This is a genomic window from Stieleria sp. JC731 (assembly GCF_020966635.1).
Taxonomy (GTDB): Bacteria; Planctomycetota; Planctomycetia; order Pirellulales; family Pirellulaceae; genus Stieleria.
The window spans coordinates 1284524-1306188 of record NZ_JAJKFQ010000001.1 but is presented as its reverse complement, the minus strand read 5'-3'; the positions used below and the strand labels follow the sequence as shown (position 1 = coordinate 1306188).

The following is a 21665-nucleotide window of genomic DNA, read 5'->3' as shown; positions in this document are numbered from 1 at the left end:
CAGGGGATTTGTCGCCCCCTGAGTTTGATGTTTAGGTGAAGAGCACTGCGGGAATGAGCGACACTAGCCCAGATTTAAGTCGTCGATGTGATCGTTTCGACCTGATGGCCGCGATAACTATCCATACAAACCACTCGCATCAACCGCATCGTCCGTCTATGATTCGGGAGTGAATCTTCGATCCCCCCAACTGATCCTGTTTAGCCCCACTTATCTGACATAATGCCTGTCGAACTCGTTATGACCGAAGGCAGTCGCGCCGGCACCGCGGCACCGATTCATCTCGGTTATTACTTGGTGGGGCGCAACAAAGAGTGTCAGATTCGCCCTAAGAGTAAATCGGTTAGTCGCCGCCATTCGTTGCTGCTTCACAACGAAGATGGCTTCGGCGTGATGGACCTGAAAAGCACCGGCGGGACCTTTCTAAACGGCGAACGGATCGAACCGCACGTCTGGCAAGTTTTGAACGATGGCGATGAACTTCGCTTCGGCAAAGTCGGCTTTGCGGTTTCCATGAAAACGCCAGCCCTTGCTGTCACCCCCGAAGCCGACAGCGTCGCAGATCCAGCGTCGACCAGCGAAACCCCGCAGTCCTGGCAGAACTTTGATGTCGCTCAGTTCCTAGAAGCTGAAGATCAGATCGAGCAGGAAATTCGCTATGACTCGATCCGGCAGTTACCAGGAAACAAGGTTAACGGGTCCAAAGTAACCGGCTTATCCAAAGACGCTGACGACGCGGAAATCAACCTAGCTGAGCTGGAACACGACGCAAAGTCACACGACACATTCATCGGCAATGTCCCTGATGCCGATGCCGCTGGCGAAGATGTCGAGAAGCTAGACGTCGAAGTCGATGCCCAGCCGAAGAAAAAGCCGCCGCGAAAAATCGATCCTAAAGAGTACAAACGCAAACCGAAGCGATCGTTTCAAATGCCTCGTTTCGGAGGTGGGTTTGACACCACCTTCGACTGGAAGACCACTGCAATGATTTTCGTTGCAATCGGTATCATCAGCTTTCTGGGTTACCAGATCTACAGCTTCTCCGCCGGTCCGGAAATCGAAGTCCGCGAAAGTTTGGATTAAGTTGGCACGGGAACGAACAAGTGCTGTGGAAAGCCACACGTTTTGATCGTTTGTGTCGTACGCATCCGGCTTGGTTAGGTTGGCCCATGCTTTACCGCCGCTGCTTGATAGTTGCGTGTTAACCGCGTGTTAGCATTGTCGGACATAGCCGCGTTTCCTGATTCTGATTTACTGCCAAGGCGAACTAAACTCGTCACACCATGGTGCAAAAACTTGTGACGGACGATTCGCAACAGCTGCGTCAAGACGCAACTGATCCTGCAGAAGCCGTCAGTGACAGCGCGCCATCGCAATCCCTTCGCTCCAAAATCGCAAAACAGTTCGTCGGCACCGTCGGTGTCGCATTTCTGATCGTCGTCCTGCAGATGGGGCAGGGGATTCTGCTGGCGCGAAGCCTCGGCCCGACAGGACGTGGTGAGTACGCGACGGCGATGTTCGTTGTGCAGTTGCTGCTTTACATCGGCATGTTCGGTGGGCTTGAAGTCATCTGCCGTCATGCCGCTGAAGCCAAATTCGATGCAGAACGCCTACGCCGCGCGGCTCTTAAACTCGGCTTAACCACCGGGCTGGCCACCACCGGTGTCGCGATCGTGTTGAATGTCGTAGCGCTGCCGGCGGACAAACGCTACCTGATGCCACTGGCGTTCATCTGTGCCTTGTCACTGACCGGTCAGCAAGTGCTGCTAATCATGACCGGTATCGATCGCGGACAGGGACGTTTTGGAACGTACAACCTCCGTCGTGTGATCGGTGCGGCAGCGTTCCCGGTGCTTTTACTGGCGACGGAACTTGCCATGGGCGTGACCCTATTAACCGCATGCGTTCTTTTTGTGATCGCATCGATCGTTTCAATGGCCGTCTGCATCTACGGCCTACGCATGCCGCTGCGTGGCCCCAGTGCTCCCTCGGTGCCTGGCTTGATTAAAGAGAGCCGTCCTTATGCGTATTCAATGTTCGCGACTGACCTGTTCGAACGACTCGACCTGTTGCTGATCCTGTGGATCGCAGGGCTACGCGATCAAGGATTCTATGCGGCGATGGTGCCAGTGGCGTACCCACTGACTGTCATCCCCAACACCATGGGGCTGTTCCTTTTCAACGCAGCTGCGGGCCGCAAGAATCGACTTCAGATCATCGATGTGCATCGAATCCTGGGCGGCTCGATCGCTGTGCAAACCGTCTGCACAATCGTGTTCATGTTGTTGATCGCATGGGTCATCGAATGGCTTTATGGAGCCGAGTTCGTTCCCGCAGTCCATTTCGCCTATTGGCTGGCCCCTGTAGCGGCGATCAAAGGAATCTTGCAAGGGCTGGACAGCTACGTCAAAGGCCGCGGTCAACCGCTGGCGGCGATTCGATGCCGCTTGATTGCGATGGCCACGATGGTGCTCGTCGCAATCCTTCTTCAGCCTTACTATGGCGCGATCGCCGTCGCGATCGCAGCTCTTGTCGGACAGGTGCTTTGCTTGGTTTGGCTATCGGCGATTGTCTACACCGATGTCGCTCGGCAACAATCGGAATCGGATTTAACGATCGACCATCAAAACCCGGCGATGTAGCGATGCGGATGGTATGCGGACCAATTTTTTGGTGAGCTGCTACAATCGAATTGATGAATCCAATCTTGAATACTCGCCATCGGATTGTTTGGTGAACCGTTGTGTCTCTGCTACTACTTATCGACGGCTACAACATCACCCAACCGATCCGCACGAAGGCATCAGACCCTCGGTGGCTTGAAAAGAATCGGCGCGTGCTGCTGCGTGATTTGGTGAAATATCTCGATGACGAGACTCGACATCGGACCTGCGTCGTTTTTGATGCCGCGAACCCACCGAAGGATCGTGCGAGCGAGTATCAGCATCATGGGATCAAAGTCCGTTTCGCCGTCGGCTATCCCACAGCCGATGACCTACTGGAAGAACTCATTCGAGGTCATCACACGCCCAAAAAACTGATGGTGGTCTCCTCTGATCACCGAGTTCAAATTGCAGCCTCCCGACGATCTGCTGCCTTTCGTGACAGTGAACCATGGATGGATGCGCTGACCGATGGGACCATCATCCTGGCCGACGGAGAGTACTACTGCGTCGAAGGATCGAGCAATCCGGGGTCTTCAAAAGCCTTGTCGGAAAAATCGAAAGGGCAGGGCGGTGCTAGCGCGGCACCGAAACGTTCTGGACAAATCGATTCTGGACCAAACAGACGACAAGCGTCACTGAAACCACGGCAGCCTCTTCAAGAGATTTCATTGTCGGATCCAGAACTGGAAGAACTGCTCGCGACTGACCGTTTGCTCAAGCAGAAGGCTCCTAAAACAAAGCCTAGACCGTTGCCCGAATCGAGCGGAAAAAGCTCAAAGACACCTCCCCCCAAAGTGCCTCGAACGGGCAAGACAAAACCAACAGAACCGCCGGCGAAAAAAGCGAACAGCAAAACGCCGGACTCCAAATCGCAGCAGGGTAGGGTGGGAAAGCCTCGAATCGAGGATTCTGATGAAGTTAACGATTGGATGCGAGAATTCGGATTCGAACCGGAGTAAGTTCCTCGATCCGCTTGGGTGGGACGGACTCGATGGGTGACCCGGCGGAAGCCCCCCTTTACCAGGGGTTTTGAAATCGAGAAAATTCGTGCGAAATCGACGCGTGATGTTCTCCTAGGAGCCAAGCTTCAAGCACGATCCTGCCGTCAGTGATACGTGTCTGGAACAGCGGCCGAATCAATCCAGGGAGCTGATCGCGGCAAAACACGGTGACGTACAGGGCGACATACACAGTGGCAGAACAGCCCGTTGGAGGGTTCACAGTGCCATTGATGGCCTCCTACGGAAATTCTTCGGGTGCCAGCGGCCGAAAATTCTGTGCTTCGGCAAAGGCAAGTTGCTCCTTTCGCAGTCGCCCGACTCGACATAGAATCCCCGCTCATCCTCCACTTCCCCAACCAATCGATGCGATCGATGACTGCAACTGCGACCGATCAACGCGCCTACAATTTTTCTGCCGGACCAGCTGTTTTGCCTGAGTCGGTTCTTGAAGAGGTCCGCGACGAGCTGTTGTGCCTGCCCGGGGCACGTGCTTCGCTGCTTGAATTGAGCCACCGCGACAAGGTGTTTATTGACATCTTGCACGATGCAGAAAACTCGATTCGTTCGCTGTTGAACATCAGCGACGATTATTCCGTGATGTTCCTGCAGGGTGGTGCGGCACTACAGTTTTCGATGATTCCGGCCAACCTATTGCGTGGCCGCGATAAATCGGCTGCCTACTTGCAAACGGGAACGTGGGGCAAGAAGGCGATCGGCGAAGCCAAGAAAGAAGGCAAAGTTGACATCGTCTACAACGCGGCCGAATCGAACTTTAATCATGTGCCCACTCCGGGCGACTACGAAGTGTCCGACGACGCGGCGTACCTCTACTACTGCAGCAACGAAACCATTCAAGGCGTTCAATTCCAGGACGAACCGAAGTGTCCTGAGAACGTGCCGTTGATCTGTGATGCCTCCAGTGACTTCATGCACCGCCCACTGGACGTTAACAAGTACGGGATGATCTACGCCTGTGCTCAAAAGAATGCCGGGCCAGCCGGTGTGACGGTCGTCGTGATGCGTAAAGACCTGCTGGAAATCGGCAGCGATTCGTTGCCTGGATACCTGCAGTACAAGAACCACGCCGAAGCCGATTCGGAATGGAACACGCCACCAACGTTTGCCATTTGGGTGCTCGGTAAAGTCGCCCGTTGGCTATCCAAAGACATTGGCGGTTTGGAAGCGATGGAAAAGCTGAACCGTGAAAAGGCAGCGTTGCTGTATGACGCGATCGATTCGTCCAACGGTTTCTACAAGGGCCATGCCAAGCCCGAATGTCGTTCGTTGATGAATGCAACCTTTGTTCTTCCAAATGACGAACTGCAAGCCGCATTCCTGAGCGAAGCGGCCAACAACGACCTCGTCGCGCTCAAGGGACACCGCAGCGTTGGCGGTATTCGCGCAAGCATCTACAACGCGATGCCTAAAGAGGGCGCCAAAGCCCTTGCCGATTTCATGACTTCGTTCGCGACCAAGAACGCGTAGCGAACCTGCCTGACCTGAGCATGCACACTCAGGTATTGAAATTGGAGATCGAAGCGGCGCGCCCGCTTCGATCGGAATTAGTGTTTTGAACTTCTGACTTGCCACCGACACGACAGTACGCGATGTACAAAATCCTCACGCTCAACAACATCTCCGTCAAAGGACTCGAACGACTCCCGCGTGAGAAATACGAGATCAGCAGCGACACCAAATCACCCGATGCGGTCTTGCTACGCTCGTTCAAGATGCATGACATGGAGATCCCTGAGACGGTTGCCGCGATCGGCCGCGCCGGTGCTGGTGTCAACAATATCCCGATCGACAAAATGACCAAACGCGGGGTACCGGTCTTCAACGCGCCTGGTGCGAATGCCAACGCGGTTAAAGAACTGGTTCTCGCGGGATTGCTAATCGCGACTCGCAACATCTATCCGGCGATGAAGTTCGCCGAGACCCTTGAAGGCAACGACGCGGAAGTCTCGACCGCAGTCGAATCGGGCAAGAAGAACTATGTCGGTGCCGAACTGCACTCCAAAACGCTTGGCGTGATCGGACTCGGTGCGATCGGTATCCGTGTTGCCAATGCCGCCAGCGCCCTGGGAATGAAAGTGGTCGGCTACGACCCGTTGATTTCCGTCGAAAACGCGTGGAAGCTGTCGCGCAACATTCAACAGGCGATGAACCTCGATCACCTGTTTTCGCAGTGCGACGCCGTTTCCGTTCACGTCCCATTGCTGGACGCGACGCGAGGCTTGGTTAGCAAAGAACGCATCGCGATGATGAACGACGGTGCGATCGTCGTAAACTTGGCTCGTGGCGGAATCTGTGATGATGAAGCCGTCGTCGCTGCACTGGAAAGCGGAAAGCTATCGTCCTACGTGATCGACTTCCCGACCAGCGCTCTGCTGCGTCATCCTAAAGTCATCGCCTTCCCACACCTTGGTGCATCGACCGAAGAAGCCGAAGAGAACTGTGCTGTCATGGTCGCAGACCAAGTCCGTGACTTCCTCGAAGACGGCACGATCCGCAATTCGGTGAACTTCCCCGAAGCGATCCTGCCACGCGGTGGTAGCGGATCTCGCGTGACAATCGCCAACGCCAATGTTCCCAACATGGTCGGGCAGATCTCTGCTATCCTGGCAAAAGCCAACCTGAATATCGCCGACTTGTTGAACAAGTCTCGGGGCGAGTTGGCTTATACCGTTATCGACCTCGATGGAACGATCGAAGAGTCCGCACTGGAAGCGTTGCGAAGCATCGAAGGGGTTCTTTCGGTGCGGCACCTGCCTCTGAAAAAATAGTGGATCGCACATGCGTTCTGTCACGCTCGGCCTGCTGATCGTTGTCAACATTGTTCAACAGTCAGCGTTTGCCGAGCCTTGGCGGCGTCATGTGGTCGACAATCAATACCAGGGCGCTGACGGTGTGCGTCTAGGTGACTTTAATGGTGATGGCTTAAGCGATGTCGTCACCGGCTGGGAAGAGTCGGGATTGGTTCGTCTTTATCTGAACCCCGGCCCCAAAAACGTAAAACGTCCTTGGCCATCGGTCACGATCGCCAAAGCGGCTTCACCGGAAGATGCCGTCCCGATGGACGTTGACGGTGATGGCAAACTGGACATCATTAGTTGCCATGAAGGCAAACGTCGGCAAGTGCTTGTTCACTTTAGCAACGTTGCCAATTCGAACGACAATCAAGCATGGTTGTCGCCACGGTCCTGGAGCACGTCACCAATCGCTGCACTCGATGGCGTGATGTGGATGTACGCGTTGCCATTACCCTTAAACGACGGTCGCCAAGCGATTGTGCTCGGTAGCAAAGGCCCCAAAGCCAGCCTAACGCTGCTTGTTCCAGACCGAACGTCCATTGAAACAAAACGTCCCAATCGAGATTTGGACCAATGGCAGGTCATCCGTCTGCGGCAGGTCGGATGGACGATGTCACTCCGTTCGGTTGACATGGATGGCGATGGTGACCAGGACATTGTGTTTACCGATCGAAAAGGTTCGCGGAGTGCTGCGGCATGGCTGGAACAGCCGAAGAACCCGTCCGAACCATGGGAAGAGCATTTGATTGCGGGGCAGGGCAGGGAAGTGATGTTCATGACCGCCAGTCCAGAACGATGCTTGATCGCCACTCGTCGTGATGGATCGATCGATTGCGTCCGTCAAGATGATGGCTGGACCACGACACCAATCAAGCATCCTCCGTTCGTTGAATTCGGAAAAGCGATCGAAGTCCTGCCCGGCGGACAGATATTGCTATCCGCAAACACCAAGGCCAGCCGTCATCCCGATCAGCCTGGCCTATGGATTCGGGACATCGCTGGTAATTGGGACATTGTGGATCCCACACCGGCTGTCAAATTCGATCGCTTCGAATTGATTGACTTTGATGGTGACGGTGATTTGGACGCAATGACCTGTGAAGAGCGACAAAACTTTGGTGTCGTCTGGTACGAGAACCCCGGACTTTAATTCTTCTTCATTCTGCGCTAAGCCATTCGCTTTTTGATGTAGGTCAAGATCGCGCCGATGACCACAGAGACCGTCAGCAAGATCGCCGCGACTATTAAAGTGATTGCAAATGCTTGGACAGGTCCCAACGATGGCCCGCCACCATGGTCAAACGTCGCACCGACAACTTCAAATCCCACGATTCCTGCGAACAAATGCAGAATTGGGACAAATTGAAAAAAGGCGACGATGCTTCCGCCGATCGTGACACGTACCGCAAGGTTGGTGTGGCGATAGCACACCCACAGACCGATCGCGTAGATGGCCAGGACCGCAGGTAAGACGCCGATCCATCCGGTGGGCGCAAGCATGCCCATTGCGATTAACCCTGGCACAATTAGGTTGATGGGCAAGATTACCGACCACGCGAAGATGCAGTTTCGACGAATCCCGTCATCGACCGCAATCGATTGCACTGCGGGACGATCCTGATCTTCAATTTCGACGGGAGCCTGATAGGGGTTGTCTGTACTTGGGCCGTTCACGCCTTTCCCTTGGGGTTCTGAAAAACCGTCTTTTTAGTCAGCGGTACTACGTTGCGAACTGTGAAACATCGTTCGTGAAACAGGGGTCCGACAAAGTCAGTATGAATCTTGAATCGAAATGCAATTTTTTTGTACTTTCGCCAATCCTTGTCGAGATTCTTGCCGCTTCGTGTGGCACGCCCCACAAAATCGCTGACACTGTTCGTGACCAACCTGCAACGTATTCGAGCGCTATTGATGCCGGCCTTCATGATGGCCTGCATGGTCGTCATTTTGATGCCGCTGCCTGCCGCGGTAATGGATTTGTTGTTAGCGGGTAACGTTGCGTTGGCGGTTGTGATTCTTTTGACCGCGATTCATGTCAAATCGCCGCTCGAATTTAGCGTATTCCCCACCGCGTTGTTGGTAACAACGCTATCGCGTTTGGTGCTGAATATCGCAACGACTCGGATGATTTTGACCAACGCCCCGACACAGGGCGAAGACGCGGCAGGTGGAGTGATCCGAACCTTTGGTCAGTTTGTTGCCGGGAATCAAGTCGAAGTCGGACTGATCATCTTCCTGATTTTGGTGATCGTGCAATTCGTTGTCATTACGAAAGGTGCGACCCGAATCAGCGAAGTTGCCGCTCGATTTGCCTTGGACGGAATGCCAGGACGACAATCGGCGATCGAAGCCGACGTCAACGCGGGTGCGATCGACTCTGACGAGGCCGCACGGCGTCGGCAAGAATTGGTTTCCGAAGCCGACTTTTACTCCGCGATGGATGGGGCGGGAAAATTTGTACGTGGCGATGCGATTGCCGGGCTAGTGATTACCGCCATCAACATTATTGGCGGCCTTTACCTGGGCATCATCGTCTCGGATATGCGGATCGGCCAAGCGGCATCGGTGTTCACAAAGCTGACCATTGGCGACGGATTGGTCAGCCAACTTCCTTCATTGTTGATCTCGCTGGCTGCCGGCATTCTGGTCACGCGTGGAACACGAGCGACCAATCTACCTGATCGTTTTGTTGGCCAGATGCTAGGCAATTCCACAGCGATCGCGATCAGCGGTGTATTTGTCTTGCTTTTGACCGTCACGGGGCTACCGATCGTTCCGCTGCTGTTGCTTGGCGGCGGGCTGTTGTTCATCGCATGGACCTTATCGGTCAATCAGCGTGAAGCGGAAAAGGAACAGGCAATCGCCCGTGAAACTGAACAAGCAACAGCATCAGCCAATCAAAAACGCGTCGAAGACTTTTTGAATGTTGATCCGCTCGAAGTCGCGATTGGGCTTGGACTGCTCCCCCTTGCCGACCCTGCCCGTGGCGGTGACTTGATGCAGCGTATCTCTGCACTGCGGAACCAGATGGCAGCCGAAATCGGAATCGTGCTTCCCAAGGTTCGGGTAAGAGACGACGCGACCTTGGGCGAACTCGAATACGAAATACGTCTTTTCGGTGACTTTGTCGCACGCGGACAGTTGCGAACAGACAAACTGCTGGCCGTTGCCAACGGAAAAGTCACTGGCAAGTTGGAAGGCGAAACTGCGGAAGGCTTCGGCGCCCAGAGTGCCGTTTGGATTCCCAGCCAGCAGCGTGAGCAAGCCATGATTTATGGCTACAAAACTTTGACCGCCCCCGTTGTTTTGACCAATCAGCTGGAACAGGTGGCACGCGTCTATGCCGATGAATTGCTTTCGCATGACGCGACCGGGCACCTGTTGGATGAACTGAAACAGATCGCACCGGTCTTGGTGAACGAGCTGATCCCACAGCGGATGACAACTGCCGATGTTCAGAAAGTCCTGCAAGGGTTGCTTCGCGAATCGATTCCGATCCGACAATTGGGAATCATCTTAGAAGCGATCGGTGAAGCAACTTCGCGATCGATGGAAACCCTCGAGCAGATCGAGTTTGTCCGCCAACGGCTTGCCAGAACACTTTGCGTTCCGCTACGTGATGAATTGGGCGTGTTGCATGCGATTGCCTTTGACAAACCGACTCAATCGATGCTGATTAAGACAACAAATGATCAGTCCACGAATGACTCTTCATCGTCGGTCAGGCGTCAATCTGAAAGCGATTTCAACAAATCGAAAGACGTCACTTGCGACGCGATTCGTCAAGGAGTTAAGACGTTAATCGACCAAGGTCATCCTCCGGTCGTCGTCGTTGCCCCAGCTATCCGTCGACGTGTCAAATCGATGCTTGAAGCATCGGGTATCTGGGCACATGTTCTGTCGACCAATGAGATCACTGATGACACACAGGTCAACCTAACCGCGATCTCGATCCAACCGTCCGAACAAACAAAACACGTTCAAGCCGCTGGGCATGCCGCCTAAGGCGAATTGCCGTACGTTTCCCTCCTGATAGTACCACCGATGGAATCGAAAATATTTCGAGCCGCGAACCTACAAGCTGCGTTAGAGGAGATCCGAGAACAACTCGGTCCCAACGCATCGGTTCTAAGCACGCGGCAATGCCGGGAAGGTTGGATGGGCTGGCTGGGACATAGCTATGTCGAGGTCACAGCCAGGTCGGATGCTCCCGACCTGGCATCACATTCCAATCCGCCAACGGTTACCAATCCGTTTGATGGGGCAGGGCAGGGGAGTATCCGTTCGGAACTTGGCAATGCCCTGTCAAGGAATTCTCGTAGCGTTGACGAACTGCAGCGTCAGATCGATTCACGTCAGACGATCGCAGGAAATATTGGCCATCGAAACGATTCCGCCACCCCGGAAACCTCGACGATTCACTATCGGACTCAGTGGGACCCGTTGTCGGAATACCGATTCAAAATGGTTTCGCTAGGGGTCGAACCGACGGTGGTCGATCGTTGGATCCGATCCACCAACGCGTTTGCCAGTGGATTGACGGACCCGCCAACGATGTCGTGGCTGGAGCAGCTAAAACAATCAGTCAGTCGTGAGGTACAGATCGCTGGCCCGATCGCGATGACACCGGGCGACAGGCGAGTCGTCGCACTCGTCGGTCCCACCGGCGTTGGGAAGACAACCACGGTCGCGAAGCTGGCCGCGGGGTTCCGAATGAATCGCAAACGTCGTGTCGGATTGTTGACGATCGACACGTTCCGAATCGCAGCCATTCAGCAGCTGCAAGCGTACGCACAAATCATGGACCTGCCAATGCAGGTTGTCGAATCAGCCGACCGGATGCCCGAAGCGATTGAAAAGCTTGGGGACGTCGACTTGGTATTGATTGACACCGCGGGCAGAAGCCCTAGTGGCGAGGTGCATATCGAGGATCTGTCGCGGATCTTGCGCGCCGCACAACCCGACGAAACACACTTGGTGATCAGTGCCACCAGCACCGCTTCTGTCGTTCATTCAGTATTAGATGGATTTTCAATCGCTCGACCTACCGCAGCGGTCTTGACGAAGCTGGATGAAACCCCGTACACCGCAGGTGTGCTGTCCGCAATCGCGCGGTCCAACGGCGTTGCGGGAATTCCCGTCAGCTATGTGACCAACGGACAACACGTTCCAGAGGACATCGCCCCGGCGTCCGCGGATGTGTTGGTCGAGCGTTTGTTGCCCTCACCGGTGCAATGGACACAAATGGATGCGGCTTAAATGAATTTTTAAGCTCAACATCAACCCAACGGATAACCGATATGGAAAAAGTCGAAGGCTGGAAATTCTGAAAACGACTTGAACAGTTTTTTTGAGAGTCCGCATTCGGCGCCTAGGCAGACAGAAACACGGTAAGAGACAAGGAAGTCTCGAATAAACGTGGCCAAATGATTGGCCTGTCTGCCGAACTTATGCTGATGATTCGCTTGCCTTTGATTAAAGAAAGCGAACCACCGGTAGACAAACCTAAAAAGCCTAGCTGCCCGAGATACGAAATCGACGGCAAAAGAAAAGTTCACGGAGGATTGGATGCCAGCCGCAGTTTCAACGGACGATGAAATCCTTGAGGTTTGGAAACAGTTCAAACAAATCGAAAAGGATGCGGACCAATACGAACCTCTTCGCAACCGTCTGGTCGAACGTTACATGCCATTGGTTCGCTATAACGGCGAACGAATTTGGCAGCGTCTGCCCGACGGAGTCGAACTGGATGACCTGATCAGTGCAGGCATTTTTGGTTTGATGGATGCGATCGACGCCTACGACATGGATCGTGGCGTGAAGTTCGAAACCTACTGCGTTCCTCGTATTCGAGGCGCAATGCTTGACGAACTTCGAACGATGGACTGGGTTCCACGTTTGGTTCGAAGCAAAGCCAGCAAACTTGCAGTTGCCAAGAAGCAACTGGAAACCAAATACGGACGCCCGGCAACGATCGTCGAACTGTCAGAACATATGGAACTGTCAGTCGCCGAAGTCGAAAAGATGGAATCGGATGCCAATGCGGTCGGTGTCGTTTCACTGAATAAAAAGTGGTACGAAACAGACAGCTATAAAGACGTCCGTGAAATCGACATCCTCGAAGACAAAAAGGGTGAAGACCCAACCCGTCGCGTTCAAAAGAACGACCTGATGCGGTTGGTCACCAAAGGTCTTAATCGTAACGAACGCCTGATCATCATTCTTTACTACTACGAAGAATTGACGATGAAGGAGATCGGTGCGACCTTGGACCTGTCCGAATCACGCGTCAGCCAAATGCACACTTCAATCGTCAACCGATTGCAGAATCAGCTTGGTCGACGACGCGTCGAATTTGGCACCGCCTAATTCGATTCGCAATCGCGACAAAATCATCAAGGCCTCGACCGCAAGTCGAGGCCTTTTTGCATTGAATGCGGATGCGATCGCAAGGCCTCGTTCCTGACCATCGCCAAGAACGAATACACCGCACAGCATCGGAGCAGGGCAGGGGAGTATCATATTGGGGTCCCACCCCAGAACACACAGGTTCTCTCCCCACCTAGGTCTTCCCATGCGATGCCGAAATGGCCTTTCTGTTTTGTTGGCGATCTTGCCAACCATCAACGCGTTTGCAGAACGTCCCGTCGTTCCCAAAGGCACAACAATACAACTTGTCGATGCGGATTTCGAGTTGGCCGATGGTGCGGCATGGGATGGGGCAGGGCAGTTGTTTGTCCCCGACGTCAAACGAAAGTCACTTCGTTTGTATAACTTGCGAAAACCCGACCAAAAGCCGCGCACGCTAATCGAAGGAATCGCGATCTCGGGGACCGCATTTCAACACGGCCGGTTGTACCTGTCGGATAACCAAGGTGCTCGAATTGCTGTGCTGGAGCCCCCATACGCAAAACAGACTCCGAAAACTTTAGCCCAGTTTGACGCGACCGAGCGTCCCAACGACTTGACGGTGGATGTTCAAGGAAACGTTTACGTCACACTGACAAGGCAGGGTGCGATACGAAAGGTATCGCCAAGTGGCGGCACGACCGATATCGCGACCGGCTTGATCTCACCCAACGGAATTGCGATCGCACCATCAGGTCAACAGCTTTATTGCTCATCGGCGAAGACCGGCAAGATTTATCGCATCGATCTTGTCCAGCCTAACGCTCCCGAGCAGGCAGCAACCGTATTGGCTCAATTGCCAGAAACCGCAGATGGATTCCGTGGTGACGGGATGTGCGTTGACCGAGCGGGCAACATCTATGTCACCGGCGCAAAGGCAGTTCATGTCTTCAGCCCCAATGGCAATCACATCGGAGAACTGAGCCCCGATCATCGGCCAATCAACGCGATCATCGGCGGCAATACATTAAAGACCATTTACCTGAGCACCTTTGGCGGATTGTACGCGGCGGATCTAAATGCCGTCGGGGTGGCTCCGGCACCAAGGATGGATGGGCCCGAGACTAATCAGCCCGAATCTGATAAGCACAGGGTCGATGGACACAGTGATTCACCGACATCGACCGCGATTGGTGAAGGGATCCGAGCCGACTTGAATCTTGTCTATCACCGTGATGGAGAGCGAGACCTGTTGATGGATGTCTTTCGCCCTAGCTCGCAATCACCTAGCGACAGCGACCGCTTGTTGCCCGCGATTGTTGTTGTCCACGGCGGAGGATGGCAAAAAGGTGACAAGACCAAGTTCCGTGCTCTCGCGCTTCGGCTCGCCGAAAAAGGCTATGCCACCGCGGCGATCGAGTACCGGTTGGCTGGCGAGGCGTACTTTCCTGCCGCGATCCGTGACTGCAACGCCGCGACCGCATACCTTCGAAAGCACGCAAGTGACTTCGGCATTGATCCTAAACAGATCGCAGCTGTTGGGGGATCGGCCGGAGGGCACTTGGTCGGCCTCATGGCAGCTGGCGATGACAATGCCGAGTTGAAGCATCCCGCCCACCGAAACACTGACACCTCGCTTTCGGCAGCGGTAGTCTTGGCCGGCCCGCTGGAGATCGCGAGCGGTTCGGTGGCAGAGAAATCCATTGAAAATCCCCAGTCATCCAATGCCGTTGCGTGGATGGGGGGCGACGCCGAGCAAAAAAATGAACTCTATCGACTTGCCGATGCGTATGAGCAGGTTGATAAATCGATGCCGCCGACTTTATTTATCAGCGGCAGCTTGGATAACCCCGCGCGAAACGAAAAAACTCGTTCTCGAATGAAGCAGCTGGGCCGTCCGACAGGCCTCGTCATTCACGAAGGGGCCAAGCACGGTCACTGGAATCGAGCCGACTGGATCGAGCAGGTGGTCAACGACATCGATCAGTTTTTAAAACAGTCACAGTAAGATTACCGAAGCAGGAGCAACGGTTTGCGAGTCGCACACGTCATCACACGTATGATCATCGGCGGAGCCCAGGAAAACACGCTGCTGAACTGCCTGGACCTCATCGAAGAACATAACGATGAAGTGATGTTAATCACCGGTCCCGCCTTGGGACCGGAAGGCGACTTGCTTGAACGTGGCGGATTCTTTGGCGACCGAAGTCAATTGCGGGGCAGGGCAGGGGAGCTTGAAATAAAGCTCCTACCACAGCTTCGCAGAAATATTCATCCGACCCGCGATCTGTCGGCCTATCACGCGATCAAAAAGGCCTTGCGTGATTTCTGCCCCGACGTGGTTCACACCCATAGCGCCAAGGGTGGATTGTTGGGGCGGATCGCCGCTTGGTCACTTGGCGTGCCAGCGGTCATCCATACCGTGCATGGGGCCCCTTTCCACGATTTCCAACCTAGTCTCGCGAAAGACTTCTTTTGTCGGTGCGAACGATACGCTTCGAAAAAATGCCATCGGATCCTTTCGGTAGCCGACGCGATGACGGATTTAATGGTCGATGCCAAAGTCGCGCCGCGTAGCAAATTCACAACCGTTTATAGCGGGATGAATGTTGAACCATTCGTAAACGCCAACCAGACGCGTGACGAGGTGCGAAAACGTTACGGGATCGAAGACGATCACGTTGTCATCGGCAAGGTCGCACGGCTGTTTCATCTCAAAGGGCACGACGACTTGGTGACTGCCGCAGTCGAGGTGATCAAAGCTTGTCCCGAAGTTCGCTTCATGCTGGTCGGCGATGGAATCCTGAAAGACGAGCTAAAGCAACGAATCGATGAACTGGGAATCGCGAAACATTTCATCTTCACCGGCTTGGTTTCCCCGAGCGTGGTACCGGAGCTGATCGGCGCGATGGACGTTCTGGTCCATACCTCGCTTCGTGAAGGACTGGCCCGAGCATTGCCACAAGCTTTAATCGCCGGAAAGCCCGCCGTCAGTTTTGATATCGACGGTGCTCGCGAAGTAGTCATCAATGACGAAACCGGTTGCCTCATCCCGCCACGTGATTGCGATCGACTGTCCGGCGAGCTAATTCGCCTGGTGAAGGACGAAAACTTGCGGCAACGGATGGGTAGGGAAGGGCAGATGCGTTTTACCGAACGGTTTCGCCATCAAGCGATGACTCGCCAGATTCGCGAGATCTATCGGCAGGTGTTGGGGCAACAACCACCCGTAAGTGCTCGGTCGCCGGGTTTCTAAATCGGTCCGAAGTTGCCGATTCTCACAAAAACGCCGGTTTTCGCGGACTCAGAGGCCCTGGCGGACTTTGCGACCTTTTCCGAGGGTAGGGCCGTCAACTATGATGACCGGCCGTTATCACGCAAGAGCTTCTCGCACTGAAATCCGATGACAAAAACCCGAGACTTCTTTGGCCCGTACCGACTGGCCCGGCTTATTCGTTCTGGATCCACGGCAGAGGTGTGGGAAGCGATCGATGAGAACGACAACAGCCGATATGCGCTAAAAATCCTCAAAGGTAGCGTCGCTAAAGATAAGAGCGAGATCAACCTTCTCAAGCATGAATACAACGTCGGGCAGGACCTGCAGAACAGCCCGCGGATCATCAAGATTCTCGATCACCTGTTTGCGAACGATCGCCCATTTCTGGTCTTGGAATTGTTCAGCGAATTGAACATTAAACAAGCCTTGCGCCGCGGCCCAGATTCGCTCGCTTACATGCTGAACAAGATTATCGAGCAAGCCGGCGAAGGCCTCTATTACATGCACACGCGTGGTTGGATCCACTTGGATATCAAGCCAGATAACTTTCTGGTCAGCCGCGATGGCGAAGTGAAGTTGATCGACTTTACGATCAGCGAAAAGAAAAAGACAGGTCTCAGCAAGCTGTTTCACCGTGGCGGCTTAGCCAAGGGAACACGCAGCTACATGGCTCCCGAACAAATCCGCAGCAAGATCTGCGATGAGCGAACGGACATTTATTCATTCGGATGTGTCTTGTTCGAAATGGCGACAGGCAAACCGCCATACACAGGCGACACACCGAACGACCTTCTGAACAAGCACCTTAACGCTCAGGTGCCAAGCCCGATCGCTTACAACAACAATGTTTCAAAAGAGTTTGCCGAAGTCATTAAACGCATGATGGCGAAATCGCCTTCAGCTCGACCGCAATCGATGTGGGATGTGTTGAAGGAAGTTCGCTCGATGGAACTTTGGAGCAAACGGCCGCGCAAGCCTGAAATCAGTGTCTTCGACAACTTGCCCGGTATTCGCGGAGCGGACGACATGATCCGCAAACCAACCGCCGATGAACTCGATCCCGAACAGGAATAAATATAGATGCCAGGCCCCGGATTAGATTTTGAACTCGAGATCGCGGAACTCGAAAACCGCATTAGCGTTCTCGATCGTCAGACCGATCGAAATGAATCCGCCGATGCGGAACTGCGATCGCTTCGCTTGGATTTGGTCAAGCAACTGCGTGATGTTTACTCGTCACTTGACCCTTGGCAAACGGTCCAAGTGGCTCGGCACAAGAACCGTCCTTACACGCAAGATTATCTAAACCTTGCGTTCGATGACTTTGTCGAACTGCACGGCGACAAACACTTTGGTGACGATCGCGCGATGCTGTCAGGGTTCGCCAAACTGGACAGATTCAAAGTGATGGTGCTCGGTCACCAGAAAGGACGAACGTTCAAAGAACGCGCCGCATGTCACTTCGGCTGCGCTCACCCGGAAGGCTATCGCAAGGCGATGACCAAGATGCGGTTGGCAGAAAAGTACAACCTGCCTTTGATCTGCTTCATCGATACACCTGGGGCTTACCCAGGCGTCGGCGCTGAAGAACGCGGACAGGCTCAAGTGATCGCCGAAAGCATGTTCAAGATGAGCCAACTGAAGACACCGATCATCTGCATCGTGATCGGCGAAGGCGGCTCCGGCGGAGCACTCGGCATTGGTGTCGGCGACCGCATCGCAGTCTTGCAGCACGCTTATTACAGCGTGATCAGTCCTGAGGGATGCGCGGGCATTTTGTGGAAAAGCCACGAACATGCGCCACGCGCCGCATCGGCACTGAAATTCACCAGCGCCAACCTGAAACGACTGGGCGTCGTCGACGACGTGATCGAAGAACCGCTCGGCGGAGCTCATCGCGATCATCACCAAATGGCGTCGCGACTGAAATCTTATCTGTCGAAAACGCTGGCCGATCTGGAAACCAAGCCGATCGATGAACTGCTGGAATCTCGCTACGACAAATTCCGCCAGATCGGCGTCTTCCTAGAAGAGCCCGCTGTCTAACTATTGCGATTAGCTATCGCGTCTGATCATTCCGTCTACGGCCAAACGTAGACCGAGCGGGCAGTCGCTTCGAAATGCACTAGAAGAGTTCGATTTGATCCAACATCTCGAACTCTCCGAACCACCGGTCCCGCTCTCGATTCGCACTATCGAACCCTGCTAAAGCCAATAAGCTCGATGCTTCGGGACGCTCTGATTCAGAGGTCACCGAAGACATCGCTTCCAAAGTGGCTAAACGATTGATGACGGCTAAGGCGTCACGCGGTGCGATGATGCCGTCACCGTTCGCATCGTAATAAAAGCCCAACCAAGAATCCAAAGTTGACGGATCTGGCAGGTCACTGCTACCCGACTGAGAGTCTAAGACCGCCAACCGATTGATGACCGCCAGTGCATCACGCGGTGACGTCATGCCATCGTTGTTGACGTCAAATGGATTCAACAAGTTTATCCAGGGCAGGGGAGTTTCCAGCGAAACCGACCGGCCACTCACGGTATGGATCAACTGCTGCCGAAAGTGCCCCGGCTCAATCAAATCACTAGCCATGACCCAATCGGCCGCATCCTCGAAAATAACTTGATGCGGGGCCGAAGCCGCAATCACCAGTTCGTCAGAACCGGCAAGTTCAGCAATGGATGTTTCATCAATAACGATGCTTACACCCGAAACCATGGACAAATCAAGTTTTGAAAAACCCTTTGCCGAAATCATCCCACCCGCAGTGAGATCGAACGTGCCGGGGTACAAAATCTGAAGTGTGTTGAAGCCCTCGCGGCCGTCCAATTCGATCGCAGCGTTTGGCCAATCCATTTCCAAGATTTCGAACAACTGATCCTGGTTGCCGCCTATCACTTCGATCACATCAACGCTTGCAAATGGCGCCGCAAAGCGATACTGCCTGCCTGCAAGAACGCTCGGCTGGCCACCTTCGGTCGAGACTGAAACTTGCTCGTGGTCAAGAACAACGCTTCGCTTTTCCGAAACTGTCCCATCGGCGACGGTCAATACATAGTCTTCAACCTCTCCGTCGGTGGCGCTACCAAGTGGCGAAAGGCCACCGTCGCGACTGAGACGAAACCTTGCAGCGGTTACACCAGCAGTGGCACCACCGGGCACAATGAATGACTGAAGCGACATGCCAGCGGTAACATCGTTGCTGACAAAGATCTGCTCTCCGGGGTCGGACCAATCGCCGTCTCGATTGAAGTCAATCCAGGCATCGAGCTTGGCCGCTTCTGATGCAACCACCTCCACACTAGCCAGCGTATTGACGTCCGCGGCAACAACGTCTGTCAGAAAACGAATGCCTTCGCTGCGGGGCAGGGAAGTGGCCTCATCGCCAGCCGCCTGGGCATCCGGTTGACCGTCAGCTTCCACGTCAACAGACTCGCCCAGAAACACGGATCCAACTGAATGCCGCGCGCCGTTTTGAGCCAAGGTGACCGGGTAGGGACTGGGAGCATCGCCGAAGTCAGCCACATCGAAATCGTCGTCTCGAACCATTGCCTCGGCGAATCGATAGACTTCCGAAACCATGTAGTTATCAACTTCCTGAGTCCGATAAACAAACCCAGTATCGATTCGTTTAACCGAACTGCGAGAGACATGCCGAGACAGATTCAAACGTGACGAGGGGCGAGAACCATCCACAGGCACCTGAAACAAACCCACATCACCAATGAATGAGTCTTCTGACGAGAGATACGAAATCGTCTTCCCATCCGGGCTCATCTCAACATAGTCCTGACGTGCCAACGCGACCGCACCAACAGCATCACCATTTAAACGGATCAACGGTGTGGAACCGTCAGTTCGTACCGAATACAGTTCGATCAGCGTTTGCGGACCGCCGAAATAATCTGTGCTGAAGACCAAGTGCTGAGAGTCCGGGGTCAGACTCAAATAATGTGGTTTGACGCCAGCGGGAAGAGTCCCCAAAAGCATCGGCGGCTCGCCACCAATCGTCGGCACCGAATACACGGAATACGTTGATTGGTCTTGAATGTTTGCAAAGTAAAAAACGGTGTCCCCATCGTGGCTCATGAGAACGCGATTGATCACTTCGCGGCCTTCTGGTAGTTCCTGATTCAGACGAATCGGAGCGGAACTGCCATCGACCGGCGCACTCATTAAATCAAACGGAGGAATGATCCCGTTGTTGATGCGATAGACAACCCGTCCGCCATCAGGTGTGATCGCCCTTGCCGCGCTTCCGGTGTTCTGAACCACTCGCTGCGGCGGCAATGAGCCGTCTAGTGGAACTCGAAACAGCGACGTCTCTCTCACTCCCGGCGCAGTCCGCGCACTGAAAAACACCCACTCGCCATCCGCCGACAACTGCGGAAAGGGAATCGTAATATCGTTGTCCACACCCTCACTTAGCCGGATTGGCTCCGTCGATCCATCAAGCGAAGCGATGTAAAGTCCATCGTTTGGCTGGGCAGCTTGAAAGACGACACGATCGTCCTCGGTAAAGAACAAGCCGATGTCATAAAGATGATCAATTTCAAACCGCGGGTCACTTAGACGAACCGGGGCCGAACTGCCATCCGCCGGAACGGAATAAAGCTGCATCGATCCGGTGTTCGATTCCTCGAAAGCATAAACGATGTAACGCCGATCCGGACTGACTGAGATCGAATTGGATTGATCGATACTGCCACTATCCAACGGGCCACTAATGCGTACCAGTGGCGATGACCCATCGACGGGACGACGATAAAGATGGACCACATTGGCTTCTTCCAAGGCCCCTCGCATCACAACGGCCTGCCCATCGGAAACGACGATAATTCCTCCAGACGCTATTTGCCCAGATGATTGGTTTCGACCTAGCAGCACAGAAGGCTCATCACCAGAAAGCGATGTGGAATAGAACTCCTGGCCGCTATCAAAATTGGCATAGGCAAATCGCTGCGTGGCCTCATCAAAGTCGTATTCAGCAACAAACGTCCCTGGCTCCTGAAGAACTTGATGCTCACCAAATGGGACGACGCGGCCGCTCGAATCAAGCACTTGAATCCTGCCACGAAAAGAGCGATCGAGATCACGGGTCAGATCATCGCGAAGCGGAACGGCAACTTCCTTCGTGAGTTCACCAGCTTGAAAGACAATGGGCTTCGAGACGATGGGCTCGAAATCAGAACCGGCGACGGCGGTGTCTTCGACAGTATCAAATAGAACCGTCAAATCGTCATCCGAAGCTTCGTCAAGCGAAATCGTGAAAACGACTTCGGAATCGCTTTCAGACGCCTCGGGCACGGAGATCGAAGCGACGGCGAGAAGGCGACGATCGACGAGTGACTGAAACAGCAGTCGTCGCTTGCGATTAACAAGAGATTTCATCGGCAGCTGGCAGCGAGTGGAAGCAACAAACCCGCATTGTAGTAGCCTGAATCGGCCACATGTCGAACGGCCGGCTTGGTCGTCGACAACTGATCCGACACGACGGCTCCATCGGTTGTCGACAACCAAGCGAACAACATTTCATAGGTTGTCGACAACAGAGCAGCG

The 21665-nt window shown here is 54.1% G+C and carries 15 protein-coding genes; 13 read left to right on the top strand and 2 right to left on the bottom strand.

The window, feature by feature from the left end; translation table 11 throughout:
* The first annotated feature begins 222 nt into the window (after positions 1 to 222).
* From LOC67_RS04260 to LOC67_RS04235, 6 genes are all read left to right on the top strand, one after another.
* Positions 223 to 1083: an FHA domain-containing protein gene (locus LOC67_RS04260; RefSeq protein WP_230261272.1), complete on the top strand. Its 861-nt coding sequence runs from the start codon at positions 223 to 225 to the stop codon at positions 1081 to 1083.
* Positions 1084 to 1283: 200 nt separating this feature from the next.
* Positions 1284 to 2642, top strand: coding sequence for a lipopolysaccharide biosynthesis protein (locus tag LOC67_RS04255; RefSeq protein ID WP_230261271.1), 1359 nt, complete (start codon positions 1284 to 1286; stop codon positions 2640 to 2642).
* Positions 2643 to 2743: 101 nt separating this feature from the next.
* Positions 2744 to 3625, top strand: coding sequence for an NYN domain-containing protein (locus LOC67_RS04250; protein ID WP_230261270.1), 882 nt, complete (start codon positions 2744 to 2746; stop codon positions 3623 to 3625).
* A gap of 414 nt (positions 3626 to 4039) precedes the next feature.
* Positions 4040 to 5152 carry a 3-phosphoserine/phosphohydroxythreonine transaminase gene (serC, locus tag LOC67_RS04245; RefSeq protein ID WP_261366399.1) on the top strand — a complete coding sequence of 371 codons (1113 nt, stop codon included), beginning with the start codon at positions 4040 to 4042 and terminating at the stop codon, positions 5150 to 5152.
* A gap of 122 nt (positions 5153 to 5274) precedes the next feature.
* On the top strand, positions 5275 to 6453 hold the full coding sequence (locus LOC67_RS04240; protein WP_230261269.1) for a phosphoglycerate dehydrogenase: 1179 nt from the start codon (positions 5275 to 5277) through the stop codon (positions 6451 to 6453).
* 10 nt (positions 6454 to 6463) lie between these two features.
* Entirely contained in the window at positions 6464 to 7630 is a 1167-nt protein-coding gene (locus LOC67_RS04235) for an FG-GAP repeat domain-containing protein (protein WP_230261268.1), read from the top strand.
* Between the two features lie 17 nt (positions 7631 to 7647).
* Here the strand turns inward: LOC67_RS04235 and LOC67_RS04230 are convergent, their stop codons facing one another.
* On the bottom strand, positions 7648 to 8154 hold the full coding sequence (locus LOC67_RS04230; RefSeq protein WP_230261267.1) for a hypothetical protein: 507 nt from the start codon (positions 8152 to 8154) through the stop codon (positions 7648 to 7650).
* 237 nt (positions 8155 to 8391) lie between these two features.
* Between LOC67_RS04230 and LOC67_RS04225 the strand changes: the two genes are divergently transcribed.
* From LOC67_RS04225 to LOC67_RS04195, 7 genes are all read left to right on the top strand, one after another.
* The gene (locus LOC67_RS04225) at positions 8392 to 10485 is read left to right on the top strand and encodes a flagellar biosynthesis protein FlhA (protein ID WP_230261266.1); all 2094 of its coding nucleotides are present in this window, start codon (positions 8392 to 8394) and stop codon (positions 10483 to 10485) included.
* A gap of 39 nt (positions 10486 to 10524) precedes the next feature.
* Positions 10525 to 11739, top strand: coding sequence for a flagellar biosynthesis protein FlhF (flhF, locus tag LOC67_RS04220; RefSeq protein ID WP_230261265.1), 1215 nt, complete (start codon positions 10525 to 10527; stop codon positions 11737 to 11739).
* 309 nt (positions 11740 to 12048) lie between these two features.
* Entirely contained in the window at positions 12049 to 12849 is an 801-nt protein-coding gene (locus LOC67_RS04215; RefSeq protein ID WP_230261264.1) for a FliA/WhiG family RNA polymerase sigma factor, read from the top strand.
* 205 nt (positions 12850 to 13054) lie between these two features.
* The gene (locus LOC67_RS04210) at positions 13055 to 14836 is read left to right on the top strand and encodes an SMP-30/gluconolactonase/LRE family protein (protein WP_230261263.1); all 1782 of its coding nucleotides are present in this window, start codon (positions 13055 to 13057) and stop codon (positions 14834 to 14836) included.
* Positions 14837 to 14860: 24 nt separating this feature from the next.
* Positions 14861 to 16084 (top strand): glycosyltransferase family 4 protein, encoded by a 1224-nt coding sequence (locus LOC67_RS04205; protein WP_230261262.1) that lies wholly within the window; start codon positions 14861 to 14863, stop codon positions 16082 to 16084.
* A gap of 147 nt (positions 16085 to 16231) precedes the next feature.
* Complete coding sequence (locus LOC67_RS04200) at positions 16232 to 17179, top strand: serine/threonine-protein kinase (RefSeq protein ID WP_230261261.1); 948 nt, start codon at positions 16232 to 16234, stop codon at positions 17177 to 17179.
* Positions 17180 to 17185: 6 nt separating this feature from the next.
* Complete coding sequence (locus tag LOC67_RS04195) at positions 17186 to 18151, top strand: acetyl-CoA carboxylase carboxyltransferase subunit alpha (protein ID WP_230261260.1); 966 nt, start codon at positions 17186 to 17188, stop codon at positions 18149 to 18151.
* Positions 18152 to 18230: 79 nt separating this feature from the next.
* Here LOC67_RS04195 and LOC67_RS04190 read toward each other — a convergent pair whose 3' ends face one another.
* Positions 18231 to 21497: a GEVED domain-containing protein gene (locus LOC67_RS04190; protein ID WP_230261259.1), complete on the bottom strand. Its 3267-nt coding sequence runs from the start codon at positions 21495 to 21497 to the stop codon at positions 18231 to 18233.
* Between the last annotated feature and the right edge of the window lie 168 nt (positions 21498 to 21665).